This is a genomic window from Ensifer sp. ENS06, from assembly GCF_014852205.1.
Classification (GTDB): Bacteria; Pseudomonadota; Alphaproteobacteria; order Rhizobiales; family Rhizobiaceae; genus Ensifer; species Ensifer adhaerens.
This window is the reverse complement of record NZ_JACVBC010000003.1, coordinates 438,818-462,189: the sequence shown is the minus strand read 5'-3', so window position 1 is coordinate 462,189 and position 23,372 is coordinate 438,818. Positions and strand designations below refer to the sequence as shown.

Annotated in this window: 24 protein-coding genes and 1 riboswitch; of the genes, 9 read left to right on the top strand and 15 right to left on the bottom strand. The window is 64.1% G+C overall.

The window, feature by feature from the left end; genetic code table 11:
* Positions 1-73 precede the first annotated feature (73 nt).
* Together IB279_RS15715 and IB279_RS15710 are read right to left on the bottom strand one after the other, a co-directional pair.
* On the bottom strand, positions 74-1,015 hold the full coding sequence (locus IB279_RS15715; protein ID WP_162741114.1) for a FecR family protein: 942 nt from the start codon (positions 1,013-1,015) through the stop codon (positions 74-76).
* Entirely contained in the window at positions 1,012-1,536 is a 525-nt protein-coding gene (locus IB279_RS15710) for an RNA polymerase sigma factor (RefSeq protein ID WP_113187172.1), read from the bottom strand. The genes IB279_RS15715 and IB279_RS15710 overlap by 4 nt, the downstream gene beginning before the upstream one ends.
* 280 nt (positions 1,537-1,816) lie before the next feature.
* On the opposite strand from IB279_RS15710, the gene IB279_RS15705 reads away from it, so the two are divergent.
* Complete coding sequence (locus IB279_RS15705; RefSeq protein WP_034798487.1) at positions 1,817-2,251, top strand: GFA family protein; 435 nt, start codon at positions 1,817-1,819, stop codon at positions 2,249-2,251.
* Positions 2,252-2,310: 59 nt separating this feature from the next.
* Here IB279_RS15705 and IB279_RS15700 read toward each other — a convergent pair whose 3' ends face one another.
* Positions 2,311-3,981, bottom strand: a complete 1,671-nt coding sequence (locus IB279_RS15700) for a SulP family inorganic anion transporter (protein WP_192339333.1) — start codon at positions 3,979-3,981, stop codon at positions 2,311-2,313.
* A 307-nt stretch (positions 3,982-4,288) separates the two neighbouring features.
* On the opposite strand from IB279_RS15700, the gene IB279_RS15695 reads away from it, so the two are divergent.
* Complete coding sequence (locus IB279_RS15695) at positions 4,289-4,606, top strand: potassium channel family protein (RefSeq protein WP_034798484.1); 318 nt, start codon at positions 4,289-4,291, stop codon at positions 4,604-4,606.
* Between the two features lie 43 nt (positions 4,607-4,649).
* Here IB279_RS15695 and IB279_RS15690 read toward each other — a convergent pair whose 3' ends face one another.
* From IB279_RS15690 to IB279_RS15680, 3 genes are all read right to left on the bottom strand, one after another.
* Positions 4,650-5,252, bottom strand: a complete 603-nt coding sequence (locus IB279_RS15690; RefSeq protein ID WP_060521914.1) for a nitroreductase family protein — start codon at positions 5,250-5,252, stop codon at positions 4,650-4,652.
* 62 nt (positions 5,253-5,314) lie between these two features.
* A complete protein-coding gene (locus IB279_RS15685) occupies positions 5,315-5,578 on the bottom strand; it encodes a hypothetical protein (protein ID WP_309142281.1) in 264 nt (87 codons plus the stop codon).
* Between the two features lie 165 nt (positions 5,579-5,743).
* Positions 5,744-5,938 (bottom strand): hypothetical protein, encoded by a 195-nt coding sequence (locus IB279_RS15680; protein ID WP_034798505.1) that lies wholly within the window; start codon positions 5,936-5,938, stop codon positions 5,744-5,746.
* A 106-nt stretch (positions 5,939-6,044) separates the two neighbouring features.
* Here IB279_RS15680 and IB279_RS15675 point away from each other — a divergent pair, with 106 nt between their 5' ends.
* The 4 genes from IB279_RS15675 (at position 6,045) to IB279_RS15660 (ending at position 10,834) form a co-directional block, all read left to right on the top strand.
* Positions 6,045-6,944: a LysR substrate-binding domain-containing protein gene (locus IB279_RS15675; RefSeq protein WP_192339332.1), complete on the top strand. Its 900-nt coding sequence runs from the start codon at positions 6,045-6,047 to the stop codon at positions 6,942-6,944.
* Between the two features lie 129 nt (positions 6,945-7,073).
* Entirely contained in the window at positions 7,074-7,898 is an 825-nt protein-coding gene (locus IB279_RS15670) for an N-formylglutamate amidohydrolase (RefSeq protein ID WP_113135650.1), read from the top strand.
* Positions 7,895-9,778 carry a flavohemoglobin expression-modulating QEGLA motif protein gene (locus tag IB279_RS15665; RefSeq protein ID WP_113504718.1) on the top strand — a complete coding sequence of 628 codons (1,884 nt, stop codon included), beginning with the start codon at positions 7,895-7,897 and terminating at the stop codon, positions 9,776-9,778. The genes IB279_RS15670 and IB279_RS15665 overlap by 4 nt, the downstream gene beginning before the upstream one ends.
* A 9-nt stretch (positions 9,779-9,787) precedes the next feature.
* Positions 9,788-10,834, top strand: coding sequence for a glutathione synthetase (locus IB279_RS15660; RefSeq protein ID WP_060529375.1), 1,047 nt, complete (start codon positions 9,788-9,790; stop codon positions 10,832-10,834).
* Between the two features lie 18 nt (positions 10,835-10,852).
* On the opposite strand, the gene IB279_RS15655 is transcribed toward IB279_RS15660, so the two are convergent.
* The 4 genes from IB279_RS15655 to IB279_RS15640 all read right to left on the bottom strand — a co-directional run bounded on the left by IB279_RS15655 (position 10,853) and on the right by IB279_RS15640 (position 15,102).
* Positions 10,853-11,329 (bottom strand): RbsD/FucU family protein, encoded by a 477-nt coding sequence (locus IB279_RS15655; protein WP_060644571.1) that lies wholly within the window; start codon positions 11,327-11,329, stop codon positions 10,853-10,855.
* A gap of 145 nt (positions 11,330-11,474) precedes the next feature.
* Complete coding sequence (locus tag IB279_RS15650) at positions 11,475-12,488, bottom strand: ABC transporter permease (protein ID WP_192339331.1); 1,014 nt, start codon at positions 12,486-12,488, stop codon at positions 11,475-11,477.
* Position 12,489: 1 nt separating this feature from the next.
* Positions 12,490-14,052 (bottom strand): sugar ABC transporter ATP-binding protein, encoded by a 1,563-nt coding sequence (locus IB279_RS15645; protein ID WP_060529386.1) that lies wholly within the window; start codon positions 14,050-14,052, stop codon positions 12,490-12,492.
* Between the two features lie 117 nt (positions 14,053-14,169).
* The gene (locus IB279_RS15640; RefSeq protein ID WP_192339330.1) at positions 14,170-15,102 is read right to left on the bottom strand and encodes a sugar ABC transporter substrate-binding protein; all 933 of its coding nucleotides are present in this window, start codon (positions 15,100-15,102) and stop codon (positions 14,170-14,172) included.
* Between the two features lie 297 nt (positions 15,103-15,399).
* Between IB279_RS15640 and IB279_RS15635 the strand changes: the two genes are divergently transcribed.
* A complete protein-coding gene (locus IB279_RS15635) occupies positions 15,400-16,401 on the top strand; it encodes a LacI family DNA-binding transcriptional regulator (RefSeq protein WP_089042872.1) in 1,002 nt (333 codons plus the stop codon).
* A 51-nt stretch (positions 16,402-16,452) separates the two neighbouring features.
* On the opposite strand, the gene IB279_RS15630 is transcribed toward IB279_RS15635, so the two are convergent.
* From IB279_RS15630 to bioB, 5 genes are read right to left on the bottom strand one after another with little or no spacing between them, the layout of a single operon-like run.
* Complete coding sequence (locus tag IB279_RS15630) at positions 16,453-17,442, bottom strand: beta-ketoacyl-ACP synthase III (RefSeq protein ID WP_113135648.1); 990 nt, start codon at positions 17,440-17,442, stop codon at positions 16,453-16,455.
* Complete coding sequence (locus IB279_RS15625) at positions 17,439-18,707, bottom strand: adenosylmethionine--8-amino-7-oxononanoate transaminase (RefSeq protein ID WP_113135647.1); 1,269 nt, start codon at positions 18,705-18,707, stop codon at positions 17,439-17,441. Before IB279_RS15625 ends, IB279_RS15630 begins: the two co-directional genes overlap by 4 nt.
* On the bottom strand, positions 18,704-19,342 hold the full coding sequence (gene bioD, locus IB279_RS15620) for a dethiobiotin synthase (protein ID WP_113135646.1): 639 nt from the start codon (positions 19,340-19,342) through the stop codon (positions 18,704-18,706). The genes IB279_RS15625 and bioD overlap by 4 nt, the downstream gene beginning before the upstream one ends.
* Positions 19,339-20,484, bottom strand: coding sequence for an 8-amino-7-oxononanoate synthase (locus IB279_RS15615; protein WP_113187146.1), 1,146 nt, complete (start codon positions 20,482-20,484; stop codon positions 19,339-19,341). The genes bioD and IB279_RS15615 overlap by 4 nt, the downstream gene beginning before the upstream one ends.
* Positions 20,481-21,497, bottom strand: coding sequence for a biotin synthase BioB (gene bioB, locus IB279_RS15610; protein WP_192339329.1), 1,017 nt, complete (start codon positions 21,495-21,497; stop codon positions 20,481-20,483). Before bioB ends, IB279_RS15615 begins: the two co-directional genes overlap by 4 nt.
* A gap of 425 nt (positions 21,498-21,922) precedes the next feature.
* A riboswitch (TPP riboswitch) is annotated at positions 21,923-22,043 on the top strand.
* A gap of 161 nt (positions 22,044-22,204) precedes the next feature.
* On the opposite strand from bioB, the gene thiO reads away from it, so the two are divergent.
* Both thiO and thiS read left to right on the top strand, forming a co-directional pair.
* Complete coding sequence (gene thiO / locus IB279_RS15605) at positions 22,205-23,176, top strand: glycine oxidase ThiO (protein ID WP_060521900.1); 972 nt, start codon at positions 22,205-22,207, stop codon at positions 23,174-23,176.
* The gene (gene thiS, locus IB279_RS15600) at positions 23,173-23,370 is read left to right on the top strand and encodes a sulfur carrier protein ThiS (protein WP_034798454.1); all 198 of its coding nucleotides are present in this window, start codon (positions 23,173-23,175) and stop codon (positions 23,368-23,370) included. Before thiO ends, thiS begins: the two co-directional genes overlap by 4 nt.
* Positions 23,371-23,372 lie beyond the last annotated feature (2 nt).

Sequence of the window (23,372 nt, the reverse complement as noted above, 5' to 3'; positions counted from 1 at the left end):
GGCCGAAAAGGCCGGGGTCTGGTTTCTGGACGAACGAGGTGCCGGTTCAGGGACACCTCGTCCTCGATTTTTTTTAGCGCAGGATCGTGACGTAGGGTCCGATCCGGGTGACCTTGACGTCGAAGGCTTCGGCAAGACCTTGCAATGCGCCGACGGGATCGGAGAGATCGAAGCTGCCGGACACCCGCCTGGCGCCGACGCTGGCATCGGCGATCAGGATCTTGCCGGGAACGTAGCGCCCGATTTCCTCGACGACGGACGCGATCGTGCGTTCCTCGAAAACCAGGCGCCCCTGCCGCCATGCCGCCGCCACGAACGGATCGACCGGCGTGACAAAGCCGAGCCGGCCGTCATGGTCGTAGCTGACCTGCTCGTTGACCGCGACGCGGCGCGGCGGCATTGCCGCGTCCGTCGCGACCGATACGGCGTGTTCGAGAACGGTGACGCTGGTGCCGTCGTCGGTGAGGTTGACGTCGAATGCCGTCCCGAGTGCCGTTGTCGTGCCGCCTCCGGCCTTAACGACAAAGGGCCGTTGGCTGTCAGCCGCGACCTGGACGAAGGCCTCGCCACGCAGCAGCACGATCCGCCGCTCGGCGGAAGTGAACTGATAGGCGACGGCCGACTGGGCGTTGAGCTGCAGTGTCGAGCCATCCTCAAGGGTAAGGATCGGCCTTTCACCCTTGCCGGCGATAACGTCCGCCTGCATCCACAGGGCGCCGTCGAGCGCAACAAAAATGCCGGCGCCGACGCTGACGATGGCCGCCAGCGCTGTTGCGGTTTTTCGCCGCGTCCCTGTCCGCTTCACCGCCCTTTGGGCGAATTCCGGTTCGCGCCGGATCAAGAGCGATGCGTCACCGATCGCCCTTTGAGCGCGCGCAAAAATCTCGGCATGGGCAGGATCCTCCGCGCGCCAGCGTTCGAAGGCGAGCTGCAACGCTTCATCGTCGGGATCACCCGTCAGGCGGACGAGCCAATCCACCGCCTGCTCGCGCATCCTCCTGTCGCGCGCCGTCACAACACCTCCTCCAACCGGTCGAGGCAATGCAGATAGGCCTTGCGCAGATGCCGGTCGACCATGTTGCGACTGATCCCTGTGCGCATGGCGATTTCGTCCGAGGTGAGGTTGCCGATGCGGCTTGCGAGAAAGACGCGCCGCCGCTGCAGCGACATGTCCATGATCGCCCTCTTCAGGATCGCCAGCCGCCGGGGAAGATCGATGTTGGCATCAGGCGCAGTGATATCGCTGGCGACAGCCAGAGCGTCTTCTTCGCTACCGGAGAAAAGCTTGAACTCGAAGCGGTCGCGCCGCAGCCGGTCGATACCGAGATTGGCACAGGCGCGGCGCAGAAACGCCCTGAGCGACGACTTGCCCTCAAGCGGCGTGCGCCGATCGACCAACCGAACATAAAGCTCGTGAACGACCTCGTTCGCGGTTGCCGCCTGGTGACCACGCCGCCGCGTCATCGCGCAAAGCTCGTCGTAGTAGGCGACGATCGCGTCGTCGAGCATCAAATGCGAAGCTGATTTCTCTGGCATGATAGGTTTCAGGGCCGATCAGGAGCCGTCGGCAGAGCGAAGATGAGAGACAGGGCGCGGTGCAGACGAGGCAGCGCCGGCGTTCATTAGCGCGTCCGTGCGGTGTGCACAACAAATATGAGTATTGTACTCATCTTTAATTTCCGAGGCCGTCAGCAGTGCAACTAGCTCGAAAGGAGGCGTTGACCTCAGGGCTCAGAGTGAGACCCTCAGGCAGGGTTCACGCCGGTTATCAGCAAGAGCCAGATTTCCGGGCGACAAGAACCGAAAGGAGAAAGTCATGGCAGCGAACGGCAGCCTCAACGGAAAGTGCTTCTGCGGCGCAGTCGAGATCGAAGTGAGCGGCGATCCGGCCGCCATGGGTTATTGCCATTGCAGTTCCTGCCGAAGCTGGTCGGCAGGCCCGGTCAACGCCTTTACGCTCTGGCCACCGGAGAAGGTCAAGATCGTCAAGGGTGCGGACAATCTGGTTGGCTACCAGAAGACGGCAACGAGCGTGCGCAAATGGTGCAAGGCCTGCGGCGGGCATCTCATGACCGAACATCCGCTCTGGGGTGTCACCGACGTCTTTGCAGCGGCAATCCCGTCGCTTGCCTTCAAGCCGATGCTTCATGTCAACTATCAGGAGACGGTGCTGCCGATGAAGGACGGCCTGCCGAAGTATCGGGACTTCCCGCCGGCCTTCGGCGGAACGGGCGAGATGATGGCGGAATAGCTCATTTTCTGAGCACAATTCCGGACGGAAAACCGCTGTGCGCTTTTCCTGGAATTGCTTTACGCCTGCGCGGCGCCGGCCAGATAGTGCTGGAGCGCCGTGCGGGTATTGACGAACAGGCGGTCAGGGCCGAGCTGATCGGCAAAGCCGGATGCGCGCACATAGGCAAGCACGTCCGGGTTCAGCTCGGCCAGCCAGACGGTGACGCCGTGTTCGCTGATGCGGCGCTCGCCCTCCATCATCATCTGCAGCGCCGAATATTCGATGTCGAAAACCCGGCTCATGTCGAGCACGACAACTCTGGGCTTCTGCTTTGCGACCAGCATCTGCGCCTGGTCGGCCACCTGCTGGGCATTGCCAAAAAAGAGCCGACCCTCCGGGCGTAGGATCAAAAGTCCCTCGAAGGTCTCGTCATCGGGGTGCGCGGACGAGAGCGGCCGCAGCCGATCGGTGCCGCGCTTGCGGCCGACGACATAGACCTTCGCCGAGGCCGCCTGGCGCGCGAGCCCGATGAAGGACAGCACGATTGCAACGATGATGCCCTGCAGCGTGCCGAAAAACAGCACGCCGAGAAAGGCGGCCAACGCCCAGTGAAACTCCATCAGCCGGACCTTGCGGACGGAGAGGAAGTCCGCGGGCTTGATGAGCCCGACCGAGTAGACGATGACGATCGCCGCAAGCACGGCCTGCGGCAGCAGGCCGAGCAGCGGCGCCAGGACCAGCATGGTCGCAGCCGCAGCCGCCGCGGTGACCAGAGACGCCATCTGGCTGTGGCCGCCGACCGCTCGCACCACGGCGGTTTGCGACGTGCCGCCGCCGGCACTCATGGCACCGAAAAAGGCGCCCCCGAAATTCGCGGCACCCGTCGCCAGCAACTCGCGGTTCGCCCGGATCGGCGGGTCGGACGGAGCGGCAAAGGCCCGGCCGGCGGCAATGGTCTCGGTGAAGCTCATCAACGCGATGCCGAGCGCGCCCGGCAAGAGTTCCTGAACAAGACCCAAGCTCGGAAGTGTCAGCGAAGGCAGCGATTGCGGGATGAAGCCGACGGTGGAAACGCCGAGCGCGGCGAGACCCGCGAACCAGGAAAGCGCGATGCCCGCGGCCACCGCCAGAAGCGGCGCCGGCGAATGCGGCCAGAGGCGCTCCATCGCAAGCAAAGCCACCAGAGCCGCGGCCGCAATCGCGAGCGTGAGCATCGAGGTCTCGGACAGGTGCCCGGCGATGCTGAGGATATCGCGGAAGAAGCCTTCCTTGGTGATGTAAATGCCGAGCAGCTTCGGCACCTGGTCGAGCACGATGACAAGGCCGATGCCGGCCTTGAAGCCGATCAGCACCGGCGACGATATGAAATTGGCGACAAAGCCGAAACGCAGCAGCGATGCCAGGAACAGTAGCGCGCCGGTGAGCGCCGTCAGCGTCGCGGTCGCCGTCAGCAGCTTGGCCGGATCGCCATCCGGGACGGCAAGGCCGAGCTGCGTGCCGGCGAGGATCGCAAGCGTGGTGGTCGACGAGACGCTGAGAACGCGCGACGTGCCGAGAAGCGCGTAGATGATCATCGGCACGAAGGCGGTGTAGAGGCCGACACTGACGGGCAGGCCGGCGACCGTGGCATAGGCCATCGCCTTGGGCAGGACCACGGCGGCGGCCGTAAGACCTGCGATCACGTCGAGCCGCAGGCCCGCGGAGAGAGAGCGGCCGTCGCCGGCAAGTGAATGCTCATGCGATGCCATCCGGGTTGTCCTTTGGCAGGAGCTTTCATGAGATTATTCTAAAGCGATAGCACTCGGCCAAAGCGGTTGCAAGAAATGCAACTGACGGCATCGCATCCCGTTTGCCGGCCGGAAAACAGGCGCTGGAAGCCGACCCGACTCAGGGCTATCTTCAGAGCGGCGGCGGTGCGTTTGCGAAGGGATTTCGGCGGCGGCAAGCGAGCCTTGGGCCGATCGTCTTGGGGGCGCGGCTGGTTCGCCTTCCAGGCCTATCCGCGAGAGGGAGGATTGCGTGGCGGAATCTCAACGCCGGCGGCAGACGAAGAGAATGCGACGCCGGTTCTTCTCCAATCTCTACCAGCAGCTTCAGCTGCTCTGGCCGATCTTCTCAGCGATCCTGATCGTAATGGCAGGAACCGGCGTCGTCATCGGCCGCATCGAAGACTGGCGGCTCGACGAAGCGTTCTATTTCACCTTCGTCACGGGCCTGACCATCGGCTACGGCGACATCACGCCGAAGCATCTGAGCGCTCGGGTGCTGGCGCTGGTGATCGGTTTTTCCGGCATCGTACTGACCGGCCTCGTCGCTGCGGTCACCGTGCAGGCGCTGAATGAGACTAGCCGGGATGAGACCGACGACCACTGAGGGGGCAAGCCGGCAAGCCTTGCCCGCCCCCTCGTTTGACGGGTCAGCCGGCCACGAACCGGCCTTCGGATACGATCTCCGACAGCGCCTTGCGCGGGCTTGGCTGCTCGCGCTGCTGCAGCGCGTGCGGAAGCAGCGCCTTGTCGCCGAGACGCCCGATCGCGACGGCCGCTTCGATCCGATAGTTCTCGGGCACGCCGAGCTCCGTTCGCGCGCGCTCATAGTCGAGACCGGCCATACCATGCGCCTGCCAGCCGGAATGCGCTGCCTGCAGCGCAAGCGCACCCCAGGCGGCACCGGCATCGAAGGAATGGGTGTAGGACGCCACCTCTTCGCTACCGCCGGGCGGCAACAGTGAAGTCTTCGACAACACGAAGATCAGCGCCGATGCCTCCGCCGCCCAACTCCGGTTGAACTCGTTCAGGAGGCCGAGCAGCCTCTCCCAACCTTCACTGCCGCGGCGCGCATAGACGAAATGCCAAGGCTGGGCATTGTAGGCGGACGGCGCCCAGCGAGCAGCCTCAAGAATCTCGAACAGCTCGGGCTCGGAAATCTCGGCACCCGAATAGGCGCGCGGAGACCAGCGCTCGAGAAAAAGCGGGTTGATCGCATAATCTGCGACGCGGGAATTTACATGCAACGTCATGGGGATGTTCCATTCATCGACGGCGTGCCGCCGTCACTTCAGGTAATTGATGGCGGATTTGGTCACTGACGGCCGAAGCTTTGATAGCGTCCGCAGCGGCTTTTCAAGGTCGAGATCTCATCGGAAAGTTCGGCAATGCGATCCTTAAGCTCATGGACCGTGCCATCCTCGATATCGTCGAAACCAAAACAATCGCGTGCCTCGTGCAGTTCCAGCCGGCCCTGCAGGACCTCGCGGATTGCACTCAAACGCTCGTATTGCCGCAACATGCTCATCATGGACCTCATCTCAGGCGGCCGCCGCAAACTCGCGCCGGCCGACACCACCGAGATTATCCACTTAAACAGTAGATTAAAGGAATTCTGACCCAAAGAGCGGGCGGGACGTGGAAAACTGCTCCGCCCGGGCGACGACGCTGCGTCGCGGGCAAGAAAAGACCCGGGCGGTGGGAGGTCCGCCCGGGTCTGTCGAAATCAAGCGGTCGGACGAAATCATGCGGTCGGGAGGTCGTGCCCGTCGGGGCGGTTGCCGTCGAGAAAGCCCATATCCCGCTTCAGGTGATCCGACAGATCCCTGACGTCGACGACATCGGTCGTCCGGCTCTTCCTCGCGAACAGGAGCGCCAGCCAGGAACCGACGGAAAAATCGTTTGTCGACGAAAAACTACGTACTTGAATGGTCGTCATAGCCGTCATCCTCTTCATCAATCCGTCTAATGGACGGACCTTGAAAATGGTTGTGGACGGCATCAACTTCCAATCGAATATCGGTCACCATGCATAAGGCCATTTGATGCATAAGACACTTCCGCTTCCCCCATTGACGGCGATACGGGTCTTCGAGGCGGTCGCGCGCCATGGAAGTTTCACCAATGCCGCAAGCGAACTCGGCATGACGCAAGCTGCGGTGAGCTATCAGATCAAGGTGCTGGAAGATCGGATCGGCGCACCCCTGTTCCTCCGCCGCCCACGCCAGATCGCGCTCACCGAGGTCGGCCAGCGGCTTGCACCCGTGGTGACGCAGGTCTTCGAGCAGCTCAGCGAAGCCTATGTGAGCGCGCGCGGCGGCGCCCAGGGAACACTGGTCATCAGTACGATCGCGACCTTTGCCTCCAACTGGCTGGCGCGGCGCCTCGGCTCGTTTCAGATCACTCACCCCTCGCTTGCCGTGCGACTTCAAACCGAGCCGCATCTCGTCGACTTCAGTCGCGAGGAGGTCGATATCGGCATTCGCTCAGGCCGCGGCGAGTGGCCGGGACTTGCCGCCCACCGTCTGATCAACGCCGATTTTTCGCCGATGTTGAGCCCAGGCCTTGCGGCCAGCATCGGTGGAGTGAAGGAACCGGCCGACCTCCTGCACCTGCCGCTTCTCGACCCCGGTGATCCCTGGTGGGCGCAGTGGTTTGCCGCCGCCAACGTGCCGGTGGAAGGGCTTGCGAGCCGGCCCGGCTCCAGCATGGGCGCCCAAGTCTATGAGGGAAATGCGGCCGCGGCCGGACAGGGCGTGGCGATCCTGACGCCGGCCTTCTTTGCCGCGGAACTCGCCGACGGGCGTCTGATCCAGCCCTTCGATCTGCTCTGCGACGAGAGCCAGGCCTTTTGGATGGTCTATCCGGAAAGCCGGCGAAACGCCCCGAAAATCAGCGCCTTCCGCCAGTGGATTCTCGGCGAGATCGGCCAGCAAAAACGTTGAGGGCGGCTGTCGGAGCGGGGTGGCCTTGCGTCCCGACCGCCCCGGAAATTTCTTCCGTTCTGGAACCCTTCGGGCCACCGGGGAGTTGCACCCCCGTAGCGACCAGAGCGAGGGAGTGCGGGAGCGAAGATGCAAAGCGAGCCGACGGAACAGTTCCGCTCAGCCAGCGAAACCACCTGGTGGACCGCACACCGCGGCGATGGGCCGATCGTCGGCACGGCGATCCACAACGGGCACGCGATGCGCAGCGACGCCCGCGCGCTCACCGCCCTGACGGACGAGGAACGGCTGCGCGAGGAGGATCCGTTCACCGAGTTCGTCATCCGCGATCTTGCCAACCGCATCGTCGTCCACAGGTCCCGCTTCGAGGTCGACCTCAACCGTGCCCGCACGGGCGCGGTCTATCTTCAGCCGGCGCAAGCCTGGGGCCTTTCCGTCTGGCGGGAACATCCGCCCGTCGAGATGATCGAGGCGTCCCTCGCCGTCCATGACGAGTATTATGCCATGCTGCATTCGATGCTGACGGCGATCGAGCGCCGCCACGGTCGCTTCATCGTGCTCGACATGCACAGCTACAACCACCGGCGACAGGGACCGGACGCCGCGCCTGCGGCTCCCGACGAAGCCCCGGAAATCAACATCGGGACCTCCTCGATGGATCGGCCCAGATGGGCCGGCGTCATCGATACGCTGATGTCGGCGCTCGGCACCGCCTCTATCGACGGCCGGCCGGTGGATGTACGCGAGAACGTCGCCTTCCAAGGACGCGGAGAGCAGACGCGCTTCATCCACGAGCATTTTCCCGAGACCGGCTGCGCGATCGCTATCGAGTTCAAGAAGACCTTCATGGACGAATGGACCGGCAAGCCGGATATCCGGGCGCTTCGTTCTCTGCGGGCACTGGTCTCTTCCCTCGTCCCGATCCTGACAGAAACGTTGGCGAGGCAGCGATGACGGAGGAGAAAGCGACGCCCGTAAGTCCGGCCCCGGCCTGGCTCGACGAAGCCATCGGTCGGCTGACGGATGGCCGCGCCGTGCGGCGCGATTTCGGCGAGGGCGGACGGCTGCACATCGACCGCCTCGTTCCCTTCCTCTGTGTGCACATCGCCGCCGAGCACCAACAGCCGGTGGCGCGCGACATCGCCCAGGCGAACGCCGCCTATCTACTGGCGCCCGACATCGATACCGCCGCCGCAATCATCGAACGTGTCGGGCGCGTAATCGAACAGCGACTCGGCCTTTTCATCGTGCTCGAATTCGGCGAGCTCGAAAGCGATGAACCGCCGGCCAAGGACGCGCCCTTCCTGCCGCCCTTTTTGATCGAGGTGGTCGCCGGCGCGCGTGCCGCCGAACAGGTCGCCGCCAAGGCCTTGATCGAGACGGCGGCAACGATCGAAGGAAAATTCCGCACGCCGCACGTGACGCTCGTCGAGCGCCCAGCGGCGACAGCGACAGGCCGAAAGGCCCTTGCGCTCGACGCCCCACACCTGACGGTGCGCTTCGCGCCGATCTACTGCGAGCCGGGAACGCGCCGCATCTATCCGCAACTGCGCGAGCGGCTGGTCGCGAGCATCTTCGACGCGGGGCTGAGAGCCGTTGCTGCTTTCGCCCGCGCAAAATCGGACAGTTTTCGGTTGCCGACGCACCGCGCCTTCGGCCGAAAGGCCTTCGTCGATGCCGTCGTGCGCGCCGACCGCGGCATCGACGAGATTGCCTCCAGCTTCGACTTCCTTCTGGCGGTGACGCCAATCAACGCCGAAGCCGCTTGGACGGAGTTCGCTTCGGGCGGCTTCTCCAAGAGTCCGCGCCTCTACTACCGGCCGCTGACGCTGCAGATCGAGACGGCCAAGCGGAAGCTCTTTTCCCTCAACTTCGAACATCTCGAAGATCCGCTGCTCTACGCCCTCTACCGGGAAAAGCAGCAGGAGGTAGATCTGCAGCTGTCGATGATCTCGGCGCGGGAGACGCGCACCTTCGTCGAGTTCGGTCGCGCCCTCTATGGCCCGGTGGAAGCCACGCTTCATGACGCCGCCTCCGAAATCCTGGCGCGCACTGCACCCGACCGCGATGCACGGTCTTCGGCCGCAGACAGGCGCGATTGCGAGTACATAAGGGAGCGCGCCCAGGCGATGATATCGGCCTATCGGCGCCAGTCGGCCGATTTTTCCGCCTCCGTCGACATTCGCGACGACCTGCCGGCTGGCTTGCTCGTTTCGCGCGGCCAGCTTTTGATCGCCAGGAGTTCCGCGCTCGACGCCGATCGCGTCGAGGCGCTGCTCAACCACGAGATTGGCGTGCATCTGCTGACCTATTTCAACGGTTCGGCCCAGGGGCTGCGTATCCTTCGCTCCGGACTGGCCGGTTACGAAGGCATGCAGGAGGGGCTCGCGGTCTTTGCCGAATATCTGAGCGCCGGCATGACGATAGACCGGCTGCGCGTGCTGGCGGCACGGGTCGTCGGCTGCGCCGCCATGCTCGACGGCGCACCCTTTCCGCAGACCTACCGGCTGCTCGTCGACGGTCACGGCTTTGCGGCCACCGAGGCCTTCAACATCACGCTGCGCATCTATCGCGGCGGCGGGCTGGTCAAGGACGCGATCTACCTGCGCGGCCTCTTGCAGCTTCTCGATCACCTCGCCGGCGGCGGCACTCTCGAACCGTTCTGGATGGGCAAGATCGCCGCCTCCCATTTCGGCGCGATCCAGGAACTCAGCCTGCGCGGCCTCCTTGGTACCGCAGCGCTCCGCCCTATCTTTCTCGATGAGGTCAAAGCGCGCGACCGACTTCAGCGAGCCCAAAGGGGACTGTCCCCGCTCGACTTGATCTCAGAGTAAGGAAACCGAATGCGCATTGCCTTTCTCGTCAACTCCATCGAGGGCGAAGAGACGTTCTATGCGACGACGTCGCTGGCACTCGCAGCCCTCGCCCGCGGCCATGAGATCGTCTACCTCACGCCAGGCGATTTCGTTCTAACACCCGACGGCCGCCTGATCGTCCATGCGCTTTCTCTCGGAACCGCAAAGCCGCGCAAGGCTGAAACCTTCATTGCGGCACTGCGGGGTGATGCGACGCGGCGCGAGGTCCTGGACATTACGGATATCCAGATCCTCTTTCTGCGCAACGACCCCTCGGAGGATGCCGCAACGCGTCCCTGGGCGACCCAGGCCGGCATCATCTTCGGGCGGCTCGCCGCCGAGCGCGGTGCGATCGTCGTCAACGACCCGGACGGATTGGCGGCAGCACAGAACAAGCTCTATCTGCAGGGTTTTCCCGAGGTCGTCCGTCCAACCACGCTGATCACGAAACACATGGAGGAGGTCCGGTCCTTCCTCGACGCCCATCCCGAAGGCGTCATCCTGAAGCCGCTGCAGGGCTCCGGCGGCAAGAACGTCTTCAAGGTCGGCTCCAGCCATGAGACGAACCTCAACCAAATCTTCGAGGCCGTCAGCGAGATGGGCTATGTGATCGCGCAGGAATACCTGCCGGCGGCGACGGAGGGCGATGTCCGCCTGTTCCTGATGAACGGCCGACCGCTCAAGCGTGGCGACACCTATGCCGCCGTGCGGCGCGTTCCGGCGGAAGGCGAGTTGCGCTCCAACATGCATGTCAACGGCCGGCCCGCCGCGGCCGTCGTCACCCCGGCGATGCTTGCCGTCGCCGAAGAGATGCGCCCCAAACTGGTGCGCGACGGCATGTTCCTGGTCGGCCTCGACGTCGTCGGCGACAAGCTGGTGGAGGTCAATGTCTTCACGCCCGGCGCCCTGCCCGAGATCGCCGAGCTGACCTCGATCGATTTCAGCGAAGACATCGTCGCCGAGCTCGAACGGAAGGTCGAGATAAGGCGGGCCAATGATGGCGTGCTTTCCAATCGGGAGCTTGCGACCCTTTGATGGCGGCCAAGGTGGCTCTCACCCGGCGACGGCCTCGTGCCAGTGGCTGGCCGGCGGCACCACGCCCTTGGTGAAGAGGAAGCTGCCGAAGCGGCGCGCCTCGCCCGTCACGATGATACAATAGGCGCGCTTCGCTTCCTCGTGGAAGGCGAAACGCTCGATCGCATACATCTTCGAAAGAATACCATCCGCACGCACGAGCTCGGCCTGCACCTCGCGCTGGACGTCCGGCAGTTCGCCCGCCTCTCCGTCCGGCGTCAGCCGCGCCGCCGAGGGCTGCAGCGGCGTGTCGAGCGGCATGACGGAAAGAATGGCGCGCACCGCACGCGCGGCCGAGACATTCGCAATGTGCAGCGGTAGGCCGAGCCGGGTGTGGCGGGCGATCGTGTCAGCGGGAAAATTCGCGTCAACGATCGCGATCCGGTCTCCATGTCCCATTGAGCGTAGTGCATGCAGCACGTCGGCGTTTAGCGCCGGATCGATGTTCTTGAGCATCAGCCTAACCTTCCCCATTTGCTTCTGCGTGAAAACCAGGCCGCAGAGATCCCCGCGGGCGGGTCTATCGACCCGACCACCTTGTCCTTCACCGCGTTTCGTCGATTGCGGCGGGCGGCGATCCGTCCGCACGTGGCTCCCGGTCTTAGATACCGGTCAGCCGTTCGCGATATTTATCTATGATGACGGCGAGGATGATGACGACACCGGTGATCATCTGCCGCATGAAATCGCTGAGCCCGAACAGGATGAGGCCGTTGGCAAGCACCCCAGTGATGCAGGCACCGAGCAGGGTGCCGATCACCGTGCCGCGGCCGCCGTTGAGGCTCGTGCCACCGATGATGACGGCGGCGATCGCGTTCAGCTCGAAGCCGATGCCGATGATCGGGCTCGCGATGTTAAGGCGGGCCATGTAGACCATGGCGGCGATGCCGACGAGCGCACCGGCAATCGTGAAGGCCGCCACTTTGTAGAACATCAGCGAATGGCCGGCGAGACGCACGGCCTCCTCGTTGTTGCCGATGCCATAGAGCAGCCGGCCGAACACCGTCTTTGACAGTACGAACCAGGCGATCGCGACGAGCAGCAGCGCGATCAGGAAGACGACGGGGATGCCGAAGATCATCTGCGAGCCGAAGGCGTTGAAGCTCGGCGGAAACGAATAGATCGTGCGTGCGTCCGTCACCTGCAGCGCGGCACCGCGGGCGATGTTCAGCATGCCAAGCGTGACGATGAAGGAGGGCAGCCCCCAGAAGGCGCTGATCCAGCCATTCAGGAAGCCACAGACGACGCCGGTGCCGACAGCGGCGAGCGTTGCCAGCGCCACGGCCTGGAACACCGAGCGATCGGGTATCGTCAACACCGTGCCGCCGACGACGGCGCAGAAGGCCAGCATCGAGCCGACGGAAAGATCAATGCCGCCGATCAGGATGACGAAGGTCATGCCGACGGCGAGGATCAGGTTGATGGTGATCTGCGTCAGGATGTTGGAGATGTTGTTGGCCGTCAGGAAGTGGTCGGTCGAGACCGAGAAGAAGAGGATCAAAAGCAGGAGCGCCAGGCCGATGCCGGCATCGCGCAGGAGCACCTTTGGCGACCAGCCCGGCAGCTGGCGCGCATGGACGGTTTCGCCGGCTTGTGTCTTTTCGAGTGCTTGCATCTTACTGCCTCGCCTGTTGCTGCTCGCCCTGGTAGGCAAATTGCAGAATACGTTCTTCGGAGAATTCCGGCCGCGACAGCTCGCCGACGACACGGTGCTGCGACATCACGAGGATGCGGTCCGACAGGGTCATCAGTTCCGGCAGCTCCGACGAGACGATCAACAGCGCCAAGCCACGTTCAGCGAACTGGCGGATCAGGGCATAAATCTCGGCCTTGGCGCCGACGTCGACGCCGCGTGTCGGCTCGTCGAGCAGCAGTACCTTCGGATTGCGCGCCAGCCATTTGGCGAGCACCACCTTCTGCTGGTTGCCGCCCGAGAGCGTCGCGGCATTCTTGCCGGGTCCGCCATATTTCAGCTTGAGCTCGGCGCCGAGCCGTTCCGTCACTTCGATTTCCGCCTTCCTGTCAAGGATGCCGGCACGCGAGACGTCCGAGAGGGACGCGAGCGTGACATTGGCCGAAATCGGCATGTTGAGGATCAGGCCTTCCTCTTTCCGGTCCTCGGTCACGAAGCCGATACCGGCATTGATCGCCTCGCGCGGCGAGCGGAAGGAGGCGCGCTTCCCCTCAAGGAAGAGCTCACCGGAGAGCGGCCGTTGAGCGGCCGCGATCGCCCGCAGAAGCTCGGTGCGGCCGGAGCCGACAAGCCCGGCGATCCCCAGGATTTCGCCCTTGTGCAGGTGCAGTGAAATGCCCTCGGCATGCGGCGATTGCGGCGGGCGAAACCGGGCAAGCGACAACGCCTGTGCCGGCCGAGCAAACGAGACCACTTCGCTCGCCATCTGCTGCTGCAGCTTGCGGCCCACCATGGCGCGCACAAGTTCGTCCTGATTGGTCTCGACGATCGGCCGCGAGAACACCGTCTCGCCGTTGCGCAGCACCGTCACCCGATCGCAGATGCGGAAGACCTCGTCGAGATGATGCGACACGAAAACGATCGAGACGCCGCGACGGCGAAGGTCGCTGACGATCTTGAACAGCCGCTCGGTTTCGCGCGACGTCAGCGTCGCCGTCGGCTCGTCGAGGATGAGAATACGGCTTTCCGTCATCAGCGCGCGCGCCACCTCGACCAACTGTCGGTGGGCGATGCCGAGGCGCGCGACCGGCCAGCGCACGTCGATGTCGCTGAGGCCGATGGCGTCGAGTGCGGCTCGTGCGCCGGCATGCATCTCCTGCCGTCTGACGACGCCGAACGCATTGCGCGGCAGATGCTCGATGAAGATGTTCTCCGCCACCGACAGATGGGGCAGAAGGTTGAATTCCTGGTGCACCACCTGGAGACCGTTGGCCTTGGCCTCCCGGGGCGTGGCCGGCGCATAGGCCCGGCCTGCAAGATTGATTGCGCCCTCGTCCGGACGGACGATACCGCAGAGAACCTTGATCAAAGTCGATTTGCCGGCACCGTTCTCGCCGATGAGGCCGTGCACTTCGCCCGGCTGAATGGAGAGGCTGACGCCGTTCAGTGCCTTGGTACCCCCGAAGGCTTTCTTAACATCGTGCAGTTCCAGAACCGGCGGCATCGAGACGCCAGCCGCTTCCGCCTGCACGGTTTGCGTGTTCATCATGACCTGGCCCTTTTGAAACGCAGCAATTGCGCAAGCAAACCATTGGCCTGCGGCGGATGCTGTCCTTGCCGACGCGCACCGGGCAGCGCCCGGTGCGCACGCGCGGCCTCAGAGCTATTTCACGTTGTCCTTGGTCACGAGCTCGATGTCGGTCTTCACCCAACCTTCGAGCTTGGGCCCGCCGGCCACGACTTCGAGCGCCTTGTCGATTGCGTTCGCCGCCATCTGCGAACCGAACTGGTCGACCGTCGCCAAAAGCTTGCCGTCCTTCAGCATGGGGGCGACCGCCGGCACATTGTCGAAGCCGACGACCTTGATGTCGTTTCTGCCAGCCGCGTCGAGCGCCTTGACGACACCGATCACCATGGAATCGTTGGCGGCGAGCACACCCTGGATATCGGGATGCGCCGTCAGCATGGTCGAGAAGACGGAATTGGCCTCTTCCGTTTCCCAATGCGCCGTCCGAGAATCGAGGAGATCGAGCTTGCCCGCCGCAATCGCATCCTCGAAACCGAGCTTGCGCTGCGCTGCATTGTCGGCGCCCGGATTGCCCTCGAGGATCACGACCTTACCGCCGGCGCCGAGATCCTTGGCGAGCGCATCACCGACCATTTTGGCGCCGCCTCGATTGTCAGGGCCGACGAAGGCCAGATCGACACCGGCATCCTTCTTTGCCTGCTCGTCGAGCGAAACGTCGAAATTGATGACGACAATACCCGCATCCATCGCCTTCTTCAGCGGCGCGACCATTGCGCGGGAGTCGGCCGGCGCAATCACGATCGCATCGACGCCCTGGGTAATGAAGTTCTCGACGCCATTCAGCTGGCTCTCGAAGTCGGTCTCGTTCTGCATGCCGATGGCTTTAAGCTCGTAGTCGCCACGCTTCTGCGCATGTGCTTCGGCGCCTTCCAGCATGTTCTTGAAGAAGTCGTTTGCAAGCGACTTCATGACGAGGCCGACGACGGGTTTATCGGCAGCCATGGCAAGTGTCGGCAATGCGGTGGCAACGGTAAGTGCGACGATAGACGCATACAGGGAAAATTTCATGGGTTCTCCTCCGGTGAAAAGATGGTCCTCCAACCATCAATGAAACGTTTCATCACATGAACATGCGTGGCCCGCTTCGACCTTTAGAAGATAGAAAGGCGGTATCACTGTCAATATGAAACGTTTCATCACTGAGAAATTTATGCTGGAAGCCGCTACCGGTTCGCGGCATTCTCTGATCTAAGAGGAAGGCCAGCTGCCGTCGGGCGGATCCGCGGTTGCTGGCGTAAGACTTTGATCCGTTGCATGATTTTTCCCTCCTGATCGATGCAGCGAACGTGACAGGGAGCCGACCGTTTGAACCCGACGATCAAGGATGTTGCCCAGCGCGCCGGGGTGTCCGTCGGCACGGTTTCGCGTGTGCTTGCCAAGAACAAGACGGTGAGCGAGGACATCAGGGCGAAGGTCGAAGCAACGATCGACGCGATCGGCTACCGACCGAACATTCTCGGTCGCAGCCTCCGGCTCGCCAAGACCGACATTATCGGCCTCGTCGTGCCTGACATCACCAACCCCTTCTTTGCCGAGCTTGCCAAACAGGTGGAGATGTTGGCTTCCGCCGAAGGCTACTCGGTGCTGCTTGCCAACACCCATGACGACCCGGACGCCGAGAAGCAGCAAATTGAAACCCTGCTCGGACGGTTGCCGGCCGGGCTGATCCTCGTTCCCGTCAGCAACAGCCTCGCCGATGGATTGGCGTCGCGCACGCGCACGGTGACCGTCGACCGGCCCTTGAGCGGCCATGCGCTCGTCTCCGTCGACAATCGTCAGGGCGGTTATCTCGCCGCGGACCACCTGCTTTCGCTCGGCCATCGTCGGCTTGGCTATATCAGCGGTCCGGGCACGACCGAAGTCTCCGGCGAGCGCCGCGGCGGTTTCGTTCAACGGCTCGAGGAATTCCAGAAAAGCCACCCAGGCGACTACGTTCCGCCGCAGATCGTCGAGGGGCACTTCGACTACCGCTCAGGTGAAGAACTTGGTAAGCAGCTGCTGACGCAACCCGTAGCAAGTCGCCCGACTGCGATCGCCACCGCCAGCGACCAGCAGGCAATCGGCTTGCTGCGCGCCGCCGACGACATGGGGCTTCGGGTCCCGAACGACCTTTCGATCGTCGGCTTCGACGACATTCCTCTGGCTTCGCTGGTGCTGCCGCGGCTCACCACCATTCGCCAGCCGATCGACGAGATCGCCCGGCTGGCACTCGAAGGCGTGCTCGGCAGCCATGCGCTGCAGGAGGAATACAAGCTGCAGCCAATGCTGATGAAACGCGGCTCTTGCGCCGCGCCCTCAACACCCTGACATCACGGCGCGCGCCCCAGGTTACGCGGCGTGGCTGCCGTCGACGCGTCATCAGATCGCGAGCACTGCCGCCCCTCCCGCAAGCCCCGCGCCGGCCGCCGTCAGCAACAGCTTTTCGCCGGAGACGAAGGGTTTTTCTCGGTGCGCCAGCGATAGCGACAGCGGGATGGTCGCGGCCGACGAATTGCCGTAGTCCGAGATCGTGCGCACCGTTTTCGACGGCGCGATGCCGAGACGATCGCAGACGGCGTCGAAAATGCGGGCATTGGCCTGATGCGGCACGAAGCGGCTGATGTCCGGGGCCACGCAGCCGGCGGCGCCCATGGCGTTCACGGCACAGGCCGTCATCATCTCCACCGCCTGCGCGAACATCTCGCGCCCGTCACGCATTGTCATCAGCAGATCCTCGGGCCTGGTGTCGGCGGAAAACGGCCTGTTGCTGCCGCCGGCGGCAATCGAGATCAGATCGTAGCGACTGCCGTCGGCGGCGAGGTCAACGCCGACGAGGCCGGTTTGCGGGTCATCGGACGGCGCGACGACGACGGCGCCGGCCGCATCGGCAAAGAGCACGGCGCTCGCCCGCTCGGCCAGATTGATCCTGCGGCTCAAGATGTTGGCCGCCACCACCAGCACCGGCTTTCCCTGAGCCCGCGCGAAACCATCGGCAAGCGTCAGCGCGTAGAGGAAACCCGAGCAGGCGCCGGCAAGGTCGATCGCACCAGCGTTGGAAAGGCCGAGACGATGGGCGAGCAGGGGTGCTGAAGGCGGCAGCAGGTGATCGGGCGTCGAGGTCGCAAGCAGGACCAGGGCGATATTGGCGGCCGGGGTGCGGGCATCTTCGAGCGCCATTGCGCCCGCCTTTGCCGCAAGCCCCGACAGCGTGTCTTCAGACGCGGCCCAGCGCCGCTCGCGAATGCCGGTGCGGCGCTCGATCCAGCCGGGCTCAAGCCCGAGCGTCGTCTCGATTTCGCCGTTGGCGACACGCCGCTCCGGCACCGCATGGCCGAAACCGACGATCCGGGATGAGCGAACGAGCCTCATAGCTGCCCTGCCCCGAAGAGCGACGCCGCCTCGTCGATCGCGTCATAGGCCCGCCCGAGATCGGCATCGGTGACGCAATAGGGCGGCATCAGGTAGATGACGTTGCCGAGCGGACGGATCAGCAAACCACGCTTGCGGAAAAACGCCCTGAGCTGCGGGCCGACCTCGGCGAGATAGCCGCCGGACGGCACCGTGAGGTCGAGGGCTGTAATGGTGCCGATTTGGCGAACGTCGACGAAGCGAGGATCGTCGGCGAAGCGCGCCAGATGTCGACGCTGGCGCGCGACCAAGGTTTCGATACGCGCGCCCACCGGCTCCTGTCTCCAGACGGCGAGATTGGCAAGTGCCGCGGCACAGGCGATCGGGTTGGCCGTGTAGGAACTCGAATGGAAGAAGGTCTTGCGTCGGTCGACCGAAAGATGCGCCTCGAAGATCTCCGAGGTGCAAAGCGTCGCGGCCAGAGGAAGCGCGCCGCCGGTCAGCCCCTTCGAGGTGCAGAGAATATCGGGCGCGATCCCGGCCTGCTCGCAGGCAAACAGGCTGCCCGTCCGCCCCCAACCGGTCATCACCTCGTCGGCGATCAGCAGGCTGCCATGCCGTTCGGCAATGCGTTTCAGCTCGGACAGCACGGAAGCCGGATAGGTCTTCATGCCACCGGCGCCAAGCAGCAGGGGCTCGATCAACAGGGCGGCAACCTCGCCGGAAGCGCAAGCCTGTTCGAAGGCGTCGAGCGTTGCCTGCTCCCGGCCCGGCTCCGGAAAGGGCAGGCGATCGACGGCGAAGAGCAGCGGCGCGTAGGCGGCATTGAAGACGCCTCTTTCGCCGGCCGACATCGTGCCGATCGTGTCGCCGTGATAGCCATGCTCCAGCACACAGATCCGGCTCCGCGGCTGGCCGCTGTTGTGGAAGAACCCGAGCGCCATCTTCAGCGCGACCTCGACCGCAGTCGAACCGCTATCGGAATAAAACACATGGGAGAGCCCGGGCGGTGCGATCTCGATCAGCCCGCGCGCCAGGTCTTCCGCCGGTGCGTGAGTATATTCGGCGAAGATGATCTGGTCGTAGGTCTCCGTAGCCCTGCGGATCGCCTCCATGATCGTGGGGTGACGGTGGCCGTAGGTGATAACCCACCAGGACGAAATCGCATCGAGGATCGACGCGCCATCTTCGTCGACGAGATACGCTCCTTCGGTGCCGACGATGCGGCGCATCGCCGGTTCGAGGGCATGCTGGGTGAAGGGATACCAGACGGCGGAGCTCTTCATGCCGGCATCCCTCGAAAATCGGCGATGTTGAAATTCTCGGCGAAGGCGTGGCGTAGGCGGTCGGGCGTCAGCGGGTCGAGCCGCGGCAGCCGCCCGAGCCGGCGCACCCCGCCAAGGCGCGCGATGATCGCTTCGCTGTCCTCCTGCGCGTCGCCGATGAAGGCGACGCCGAGAACGGGAATGGCGCGGCGGCGCAGCGCTTCGAGCGACAAGAGGGTGTGGTTGATCGTGCCGAGCCCGGTGCGAGCGCAGACAACCACCGGGATCAGCCAGCGCGCAAAGACATCCGCAAAGACCGTGTGCTCCGTCAGCGGCACCAGAAGCCCGCCTGCGCCTTCGATCACCAGCGGTCGTTCCACCGCCTGCGGGGAAAGATGCTCCGGGTCGATGGTGACGCCGTCGATCCGTGCTGACAGGTGCGGCGATGCCGGTGTTGCGAGCCTGTAGGCTTCGGGCAGGACGCGGTCAGACGACAACCAGCCAAGCCGGGCGACGGTTTCGCTGTCGGTTTCTTCGTCGAGCCCTGACTGCACAGGCTTCCAGTAGCAACCGTCGAGCGCATCGGTGAGGGCTGCGGAAAAGATGGTCTTGCCGATGCCGGTATCGGTACCGGTGACCACAATACGGGTTTTCATGGCCGCTCCTTCGCGATCGCGATCTTCAACTGCTGCAGCATCTGCACGATTGCGGCCCGGTCGACGTTGAGGGTGATGGCGATCCGAAGACGCGCGGTGCCTTCCGGCACCGTCGGCGGGCGGATTGCCCTGACATCGTAACCCTCGGCGCGCATACGGGCGGCGATGCGGACCGCTCGGCCGTTATCACCGATCGGGATGGGCAGGATCTGCGAGCCGCTGCCTTCGATGCCGAGCACCTCGGCGAGCGCCCGGTTGGCGAAAGACCTGAGGCCGTCGAATGCGGCGCGGCGTTCCGGCTCGTCGACGAGGGCGGCGAGTGCTTCACGCACCGCGGCCGCGATGAGTGGCGAGGGCGCAGTCGAATAGATGAAATTGCGGGCGCGGTTGACGATATAATCGCAAAGCACGGCGCTTGCTCCGACCAGTGCGCCGGAAACACCGAGCGCCTTGCCGCAAGTATGCAGCATGACGACGTTCTCCCGGTCCTCCAGCTCAGCGGCGAGACCGCGACCTTCCGGCCCGAAGACGCCGGTCGCGTGCGCCTCGTCGATGACGAGAAAGCCGTCATGCTGCGCGGCAAGCGCTAAGAGGTCAGCGAGCGGCGCCCGATCGCCATCCATCGAATAGAGGCTTTCGACGGCAATCCACGGGCGCCCTGTGCCGCCGGCGCAGCGCCATTGGCCGATCGCATCGGCAAAGGCGTCGATATCGTTGTGCGCTGCCGCAACCGAATCGGCCTTGCTCGCAGCGATGCCTTCATGGGCGCTCGCATGGATCAGGGCATCGTGGACGATGAGGTCGTCGCGCTGCGGCAGCGTCGAAAACAGGGCAGCATTGGCGGCATAGCCGCTGCCGAAGAAGAGCATTCGTTCCGCGCCGAAGAAGGTGGCCGCTTCCGCCTCAAGCGCCTCGTGTTCTTCGTGATTGCCGCGCAACAGCCGTGAGCCGCCGGAACCGACCGGCACGCCGCGCGCGATGGCACTCGTTATCGCCGCCTTCAGCCGCGTCGAAGCGGCGAGCGCCAGGTAGTCGTTCGAGGTAAAATCCAGGCCGCCAGCGGTGGCAAGTGCGCGCCGGCGGCCCTTGCGATCAAGGCCCTCCAGCGTCTTCTCATAGCGCGCAAACAGACCCAGGGTCATTCGGCCGCATCCTGCCTTGCCACCGGAGCCATCGGCTTCAACCCCAGGCGTCGGAAGAGCGCCGCATCATGGTCCTCGCCGGGATTGTCGGCGGTCAGCAGGGTTCCGCCGACAAAGATCGAATTGGCGCCGGCGAAGAAACAGAGCGCCTGCGTCTCGTCGCTCATGTCGGTCCGGCCGGCCGAGAGCCGGACATGCGATAGCGGCATCAGGATGCGGGCAAGCGCGATGGTGCGGACGAAATCGATCGGATCGACGGGCACTGCATCGGCCAGCTTCGAGCCCGGGATCGGGATCAGCATGTTGATCGGCACGCTTTCGGGCGGCACCGGCAGATTGGCGAGCGTCACCAGCATGGAGATCCGGTCGTCGGCGGTTTCGCCCATGCCGAGAATGCCACCGGCGCAGACCTTGATGCCGGCGTCGCGGACATTCGCGAGCGTCTCCAGCCGGTCGGCAAAGCTGCGGGTGGTGATGATCTCGCCGTAGAAGCGTTCGGAGGTATCGACATTGTGGTTGTAGTAGTCGAGCCCGGCCTCGGCGAGCCGCACGGACTGGGCCGGCGTCAGCATCCCGAGCGTCATGCAGGTTTCCATGCCAAGCGCCCGCACACCGCCGATCATGGCGACGATCGCGTCCATGTCGCGGTCCTTCGGGCTGCGCCAGGCGGCCCCCATGCAATAGCGCGTCGCACCGCCGTCGCGCGCCTGTCGCGCCTCGGCAAGCACACGCTCGACCTCCATCAGCTTCGATGCCTTGAGCCCGGTCGGATAGTGGGCGGACTGGCTGCAATAGCCGCAATCCTCGGCGCAGCCTCCGGTCTTGATCGAGAGCAGCCGGCTCATCTGGATGGCGTTGGGATCGAACTGCGCACGATGGACCGTGTGTGCGCGGTAGAGCAAATCGTTGAACGGCAAATTATAGATTTTTTCAGCTTCCGCTTGGGTCCAGCGGGATTCGCCCGCGTCGCCCGGGGTAAAATTAGCGCCAGTTGATAGGGTTCCGTCCAGCATTTCGGCTCGTCCTCCAGGTCATCGCAAACGCGAAATAGATAGAATCTAATATTATCTATAATTTTATCGACCAACAAAGTTCGCAAGCACCCAGATGGAGAGTTTCTGTTCGTACATACCCTTATGGTTGTATTTTTGACCGTGAACGAATCTGGAAACCGCCGACACGGGACAACAATCACCAATCAATCGGTCGCATCTCCCATTTCCGAAATCGGGCGTACCGCACCCGAGAAACAAGGACGAGCCCGGGCTTCTCCGGTATTTTTCGACCCGCTCTGCCCGCCTGACACTCCTCCCCTCAGCACGCCGCCAACGCTTCCGCTTTCTCGTCGCAAAATTATAGATAATTTTCTCGGCAGATGAGATCACATCGCACACGAATGCTGGCTCTTGACAAAAACCGCCCCGAACGGTCAGCTTGGAGCATTCACCAGGGGTGTCCCGCCAAGGGGCTGAGATTCTGCTATGCGGTTTGCGCGGCGCAGTGACCCGTTGAACCTGATCCAGTTCATACTGGCGTAGGGACGGTGCAGACATCGCTGCCGCAAACGTCGCGTTCACGCGACCATTCAACGGCAAGGCGTCCTTCCCCTTCCTTCGCTCGCGAACTGGGTCTCCACAATCGGAGCCTCGGCATGCACACCGCCAACACCATCCCGCTTCCCTCACGACGGCCCGCCCACGCCTCTCGGGAACACTGAGCCATGCGGATCCTCGTCAAAGGTGCCGGCGTCGCAGGGCTCTGTCTGGCGCATGAACTTAGCGCCCGCGGTGTCGCGGTGACGGTTGTCGAGCAAAAACCAGGCTTTGCCGGCGCGGCCTCCTGGTTTGCCGGCGGCATGCTGGCACCCTGGTGCGAACGCGAGAGCGCCGAAGAGGTGGTGCTGACGAAGGGCATCGGCGCCATCGACTGGTGGGACGACGCCCTGCCGGGCGAGGTTTCCCGAAACGGCACGCTTGTCGTCGCCCCGCCACGGGATGCGGGCGAACTCAAGCGCTTTGCCTCACGCACCTCCGGCTTCGAATGGCTCGACGCCGCCGCGATCGAACGGCTGGAACCGGCGCTTGCCGGACGTTTCCGCGAGGCGCTGTTTTTTCCCGGTGAGGCGCATCTCGACCCGCGCCGGGCGCTGAGCCGGTTGCGGCAGAAGCTTGTCGATCACGGCGTCACCTTCCTCGATGAGACGAGCGACGATGGCCACCACGATCTCGTCGCCGACTGCGCCGGCGCGGCACGCATCGGCGAAACGCGGGGCCTGCGGGGCGTGCGCGGTGAAATGCTCTACCTGCAGACAAGCGACGTGGAACTGTCGCGGCCGGTCAGGCTCATTCATCCCCGCATCCCGCTCTACATCGTGCCGCGCGGCGGCGGCCTCTTCATGTGCGGGGCTACGATGATCGAGACGGATGACGGCGGACCGATCACCGCCCGCTCCCTCATGGAACTGCTGAACGCCGCCTATGCGCTGCATCCGGCCTTCGGCGAAGCGCGCCTCGTCGAAACCGGCGCCGGCGTCCGCCCCGCCTTCGCCAACAACCTGCCGCGCGCCCTGCGCACCGGGCAGACCATCACGATCAACGGACTTTACCGCCATGGCTTCCTGCTTTCGCCGGCCCTGGCGGCGGAAGCAGCCGACCTCGCGCTTGCGCAGGACCTGAAGGGAGATGCCGCATGAGACTGACCGTCAATGGCGAGGATCACGACCTCGCCGTCACCACCCTCACCGAGCTTCTGGCCGCCCTTGATTTCGAAGGCGACTGGCTCGCCACCGCCGTCAACGGCGAACTGGTGCACCGGGCCGACCGTTCGGGTCATGCGCTCAGCGACCGGGACCGGATCGAAATTCTCTCGCCGATGAAAGGAGGCTGAGA

What these genes read in the sequence shown, in the direction of transcription:
- IB279_RS15710 (WP_113187172.1), bottom strand. Translation starts at nt 1,536, where the DNA reads ATGCCAGAGAAATCAGCTTCGCATTTGATGCTCGACGACGCGATCGTC.
- IB279_RS15705 (WP_034798487.1), top strand. Translation starts at nt 1,817, where the DNA reads ATGGCAGCGAACGGCAGCCTCAACGGAAAGTGCTTCTGCGGCGCAGTC.
- IB279_RS15700 (WP_192339333.1), bottom strand. Translation starts at nt 3,981, where the DNA reads ATGGCATCGCATGAGCATTCACTTGCCGGCGACGGCCGCTCTCTCTCC.
- IB279_RS15695 (WP_034798484.1), top strand. Translation starts at nt 4,289, where the DNA reads ATGCGACGCCGGTTCTTCTCCAATCTCTACCAGCAGCTTCAGCTGCTC.
- IB279_RS15690 (WP_060521914.1), bottom strand. Translation starts at nt 5,252, where the DNA reads ATGACGTTGCATGTAAATTCCCGCGTCGCAGATTATGCGATCAACCCG.
- IB279_RS15680 (WP_034798505.1), bottom strand. Translation starts at nt 5,938, where the DNA reads ATGACGACCATTCAAGTACGTAGTTTTTCGTCGACAAACGATTTTTCC.
- IB279_RS15675 (WP_192339332.1), top strand. Translation starts at nt 6,045, where the DNA reads ATGCATAAGACACTTCCGCTTCCCCCATTGACGGCGATACGGGTCTTC.
- IB279_RS15670 (WP_113135650.1), top strand. Translation starts at nt 7,074, where the DNA reads ATGCAAAGCGAGCCGACGGAACAGTTCCGCTCAGCCAGCGAAACCACC.
- IB279_RS15665 (WP_113504718.1), top strand. Translation starts at nt 7,895, where the DNA reads ATGACGGAGGAGAAAGCGACGCCCGTAAGTCCGGCCCCGGCCTGGCTC.
- IB279_RS15660 (WP_060529375.1), top strand. Translation starts at nt 9,788, where the DNA reads ATGCGCATTGCCTTTCTCGTCAACTCCATCGAGGGCGAAGAGACGTTC.
- IB279_RS15655 (WP_060644571.1), bottom strand. Translation starts at nt 11,329, where the DNA reads ATGCTCAAGAACATCGATCCGGCGCTAAACGCCGACGTGCTGCATGCA.
- IB279_RS15650 (WP_192339331.1), bottom strand. Translation starts at nt 12,488, where the DNA reads ATGCAAGCACTCGAAAAGACACAAGCCGGCGAAACCGTCCATGCGCGC.
- IB279_RS15645 (WP_060529386.1), bottom strand. Translation starts at nt 14,052, where the DNA reads ATGAACACGCAAACCGTGCAGGCGGAAGCGGCTGGCGTCTCGATGCCG.
- IB279_RS15640 (WP_192339330.1), bottom strand. Translation starts at nt 15,102, where the DNA reads ATGAAATTTTCCCTGTATGCGTCTATCGTCGCACTTACCGTTGCCACC.
- IB279_RS15630 (WP_113135648.1), bottom strand. Translation starts at nt 17,442, where the DNA reads ATGAGGCTCGTTCGCTCATCCCGGATCGTCGGTTTCGGCCATGCGGTG.
- IB279_RS15625 (WP_113135647.1), bottom strand. Translation starts at nt 18,707, where the DNA reads ATGAAGAGCTCCGCCGTCTGGTATCCCTTCACCCAGCATGCCCTCGAA.
- bioD (WP_113135646.1), bottom strand. Translation starts at nt 19,342, where the DNA reads ATGAAAACCCGTATTGTGGTCACCGGTACCGATACCGGCATCGGCAAG.
- IB279_RS15615 (WP_113187146.1), bottom strand. Translation starts at nt 20,484, where the DNA reads ATGACCCTGGGTCTGTTTGCGCGCTATGAGAAGACGCTGGAGGGCCTT.
- bioB (WP_192339329.1), bottom strand. Translation starts at nt 21,497, where the DNA reads ATGCTGGACGGAACCCTATCAACTGGCGCTAATTTTACCCCGGGCGAC.
- thiO (WP_060521900.1), top strand. Translation starts at nt 22,205, where the DNA reads ATGCGGATCCTCGTCAAAGGTGCCGGCGTCGCAGGGCTCTGTCTGGCG.
- thiS (WP_034798454.1), top strand. Translation starts at nt 23,173, where the DNA reads ATGAGACTGACCGTCAATGGCGAGGATCACGACCTCGCCGTCACCACC.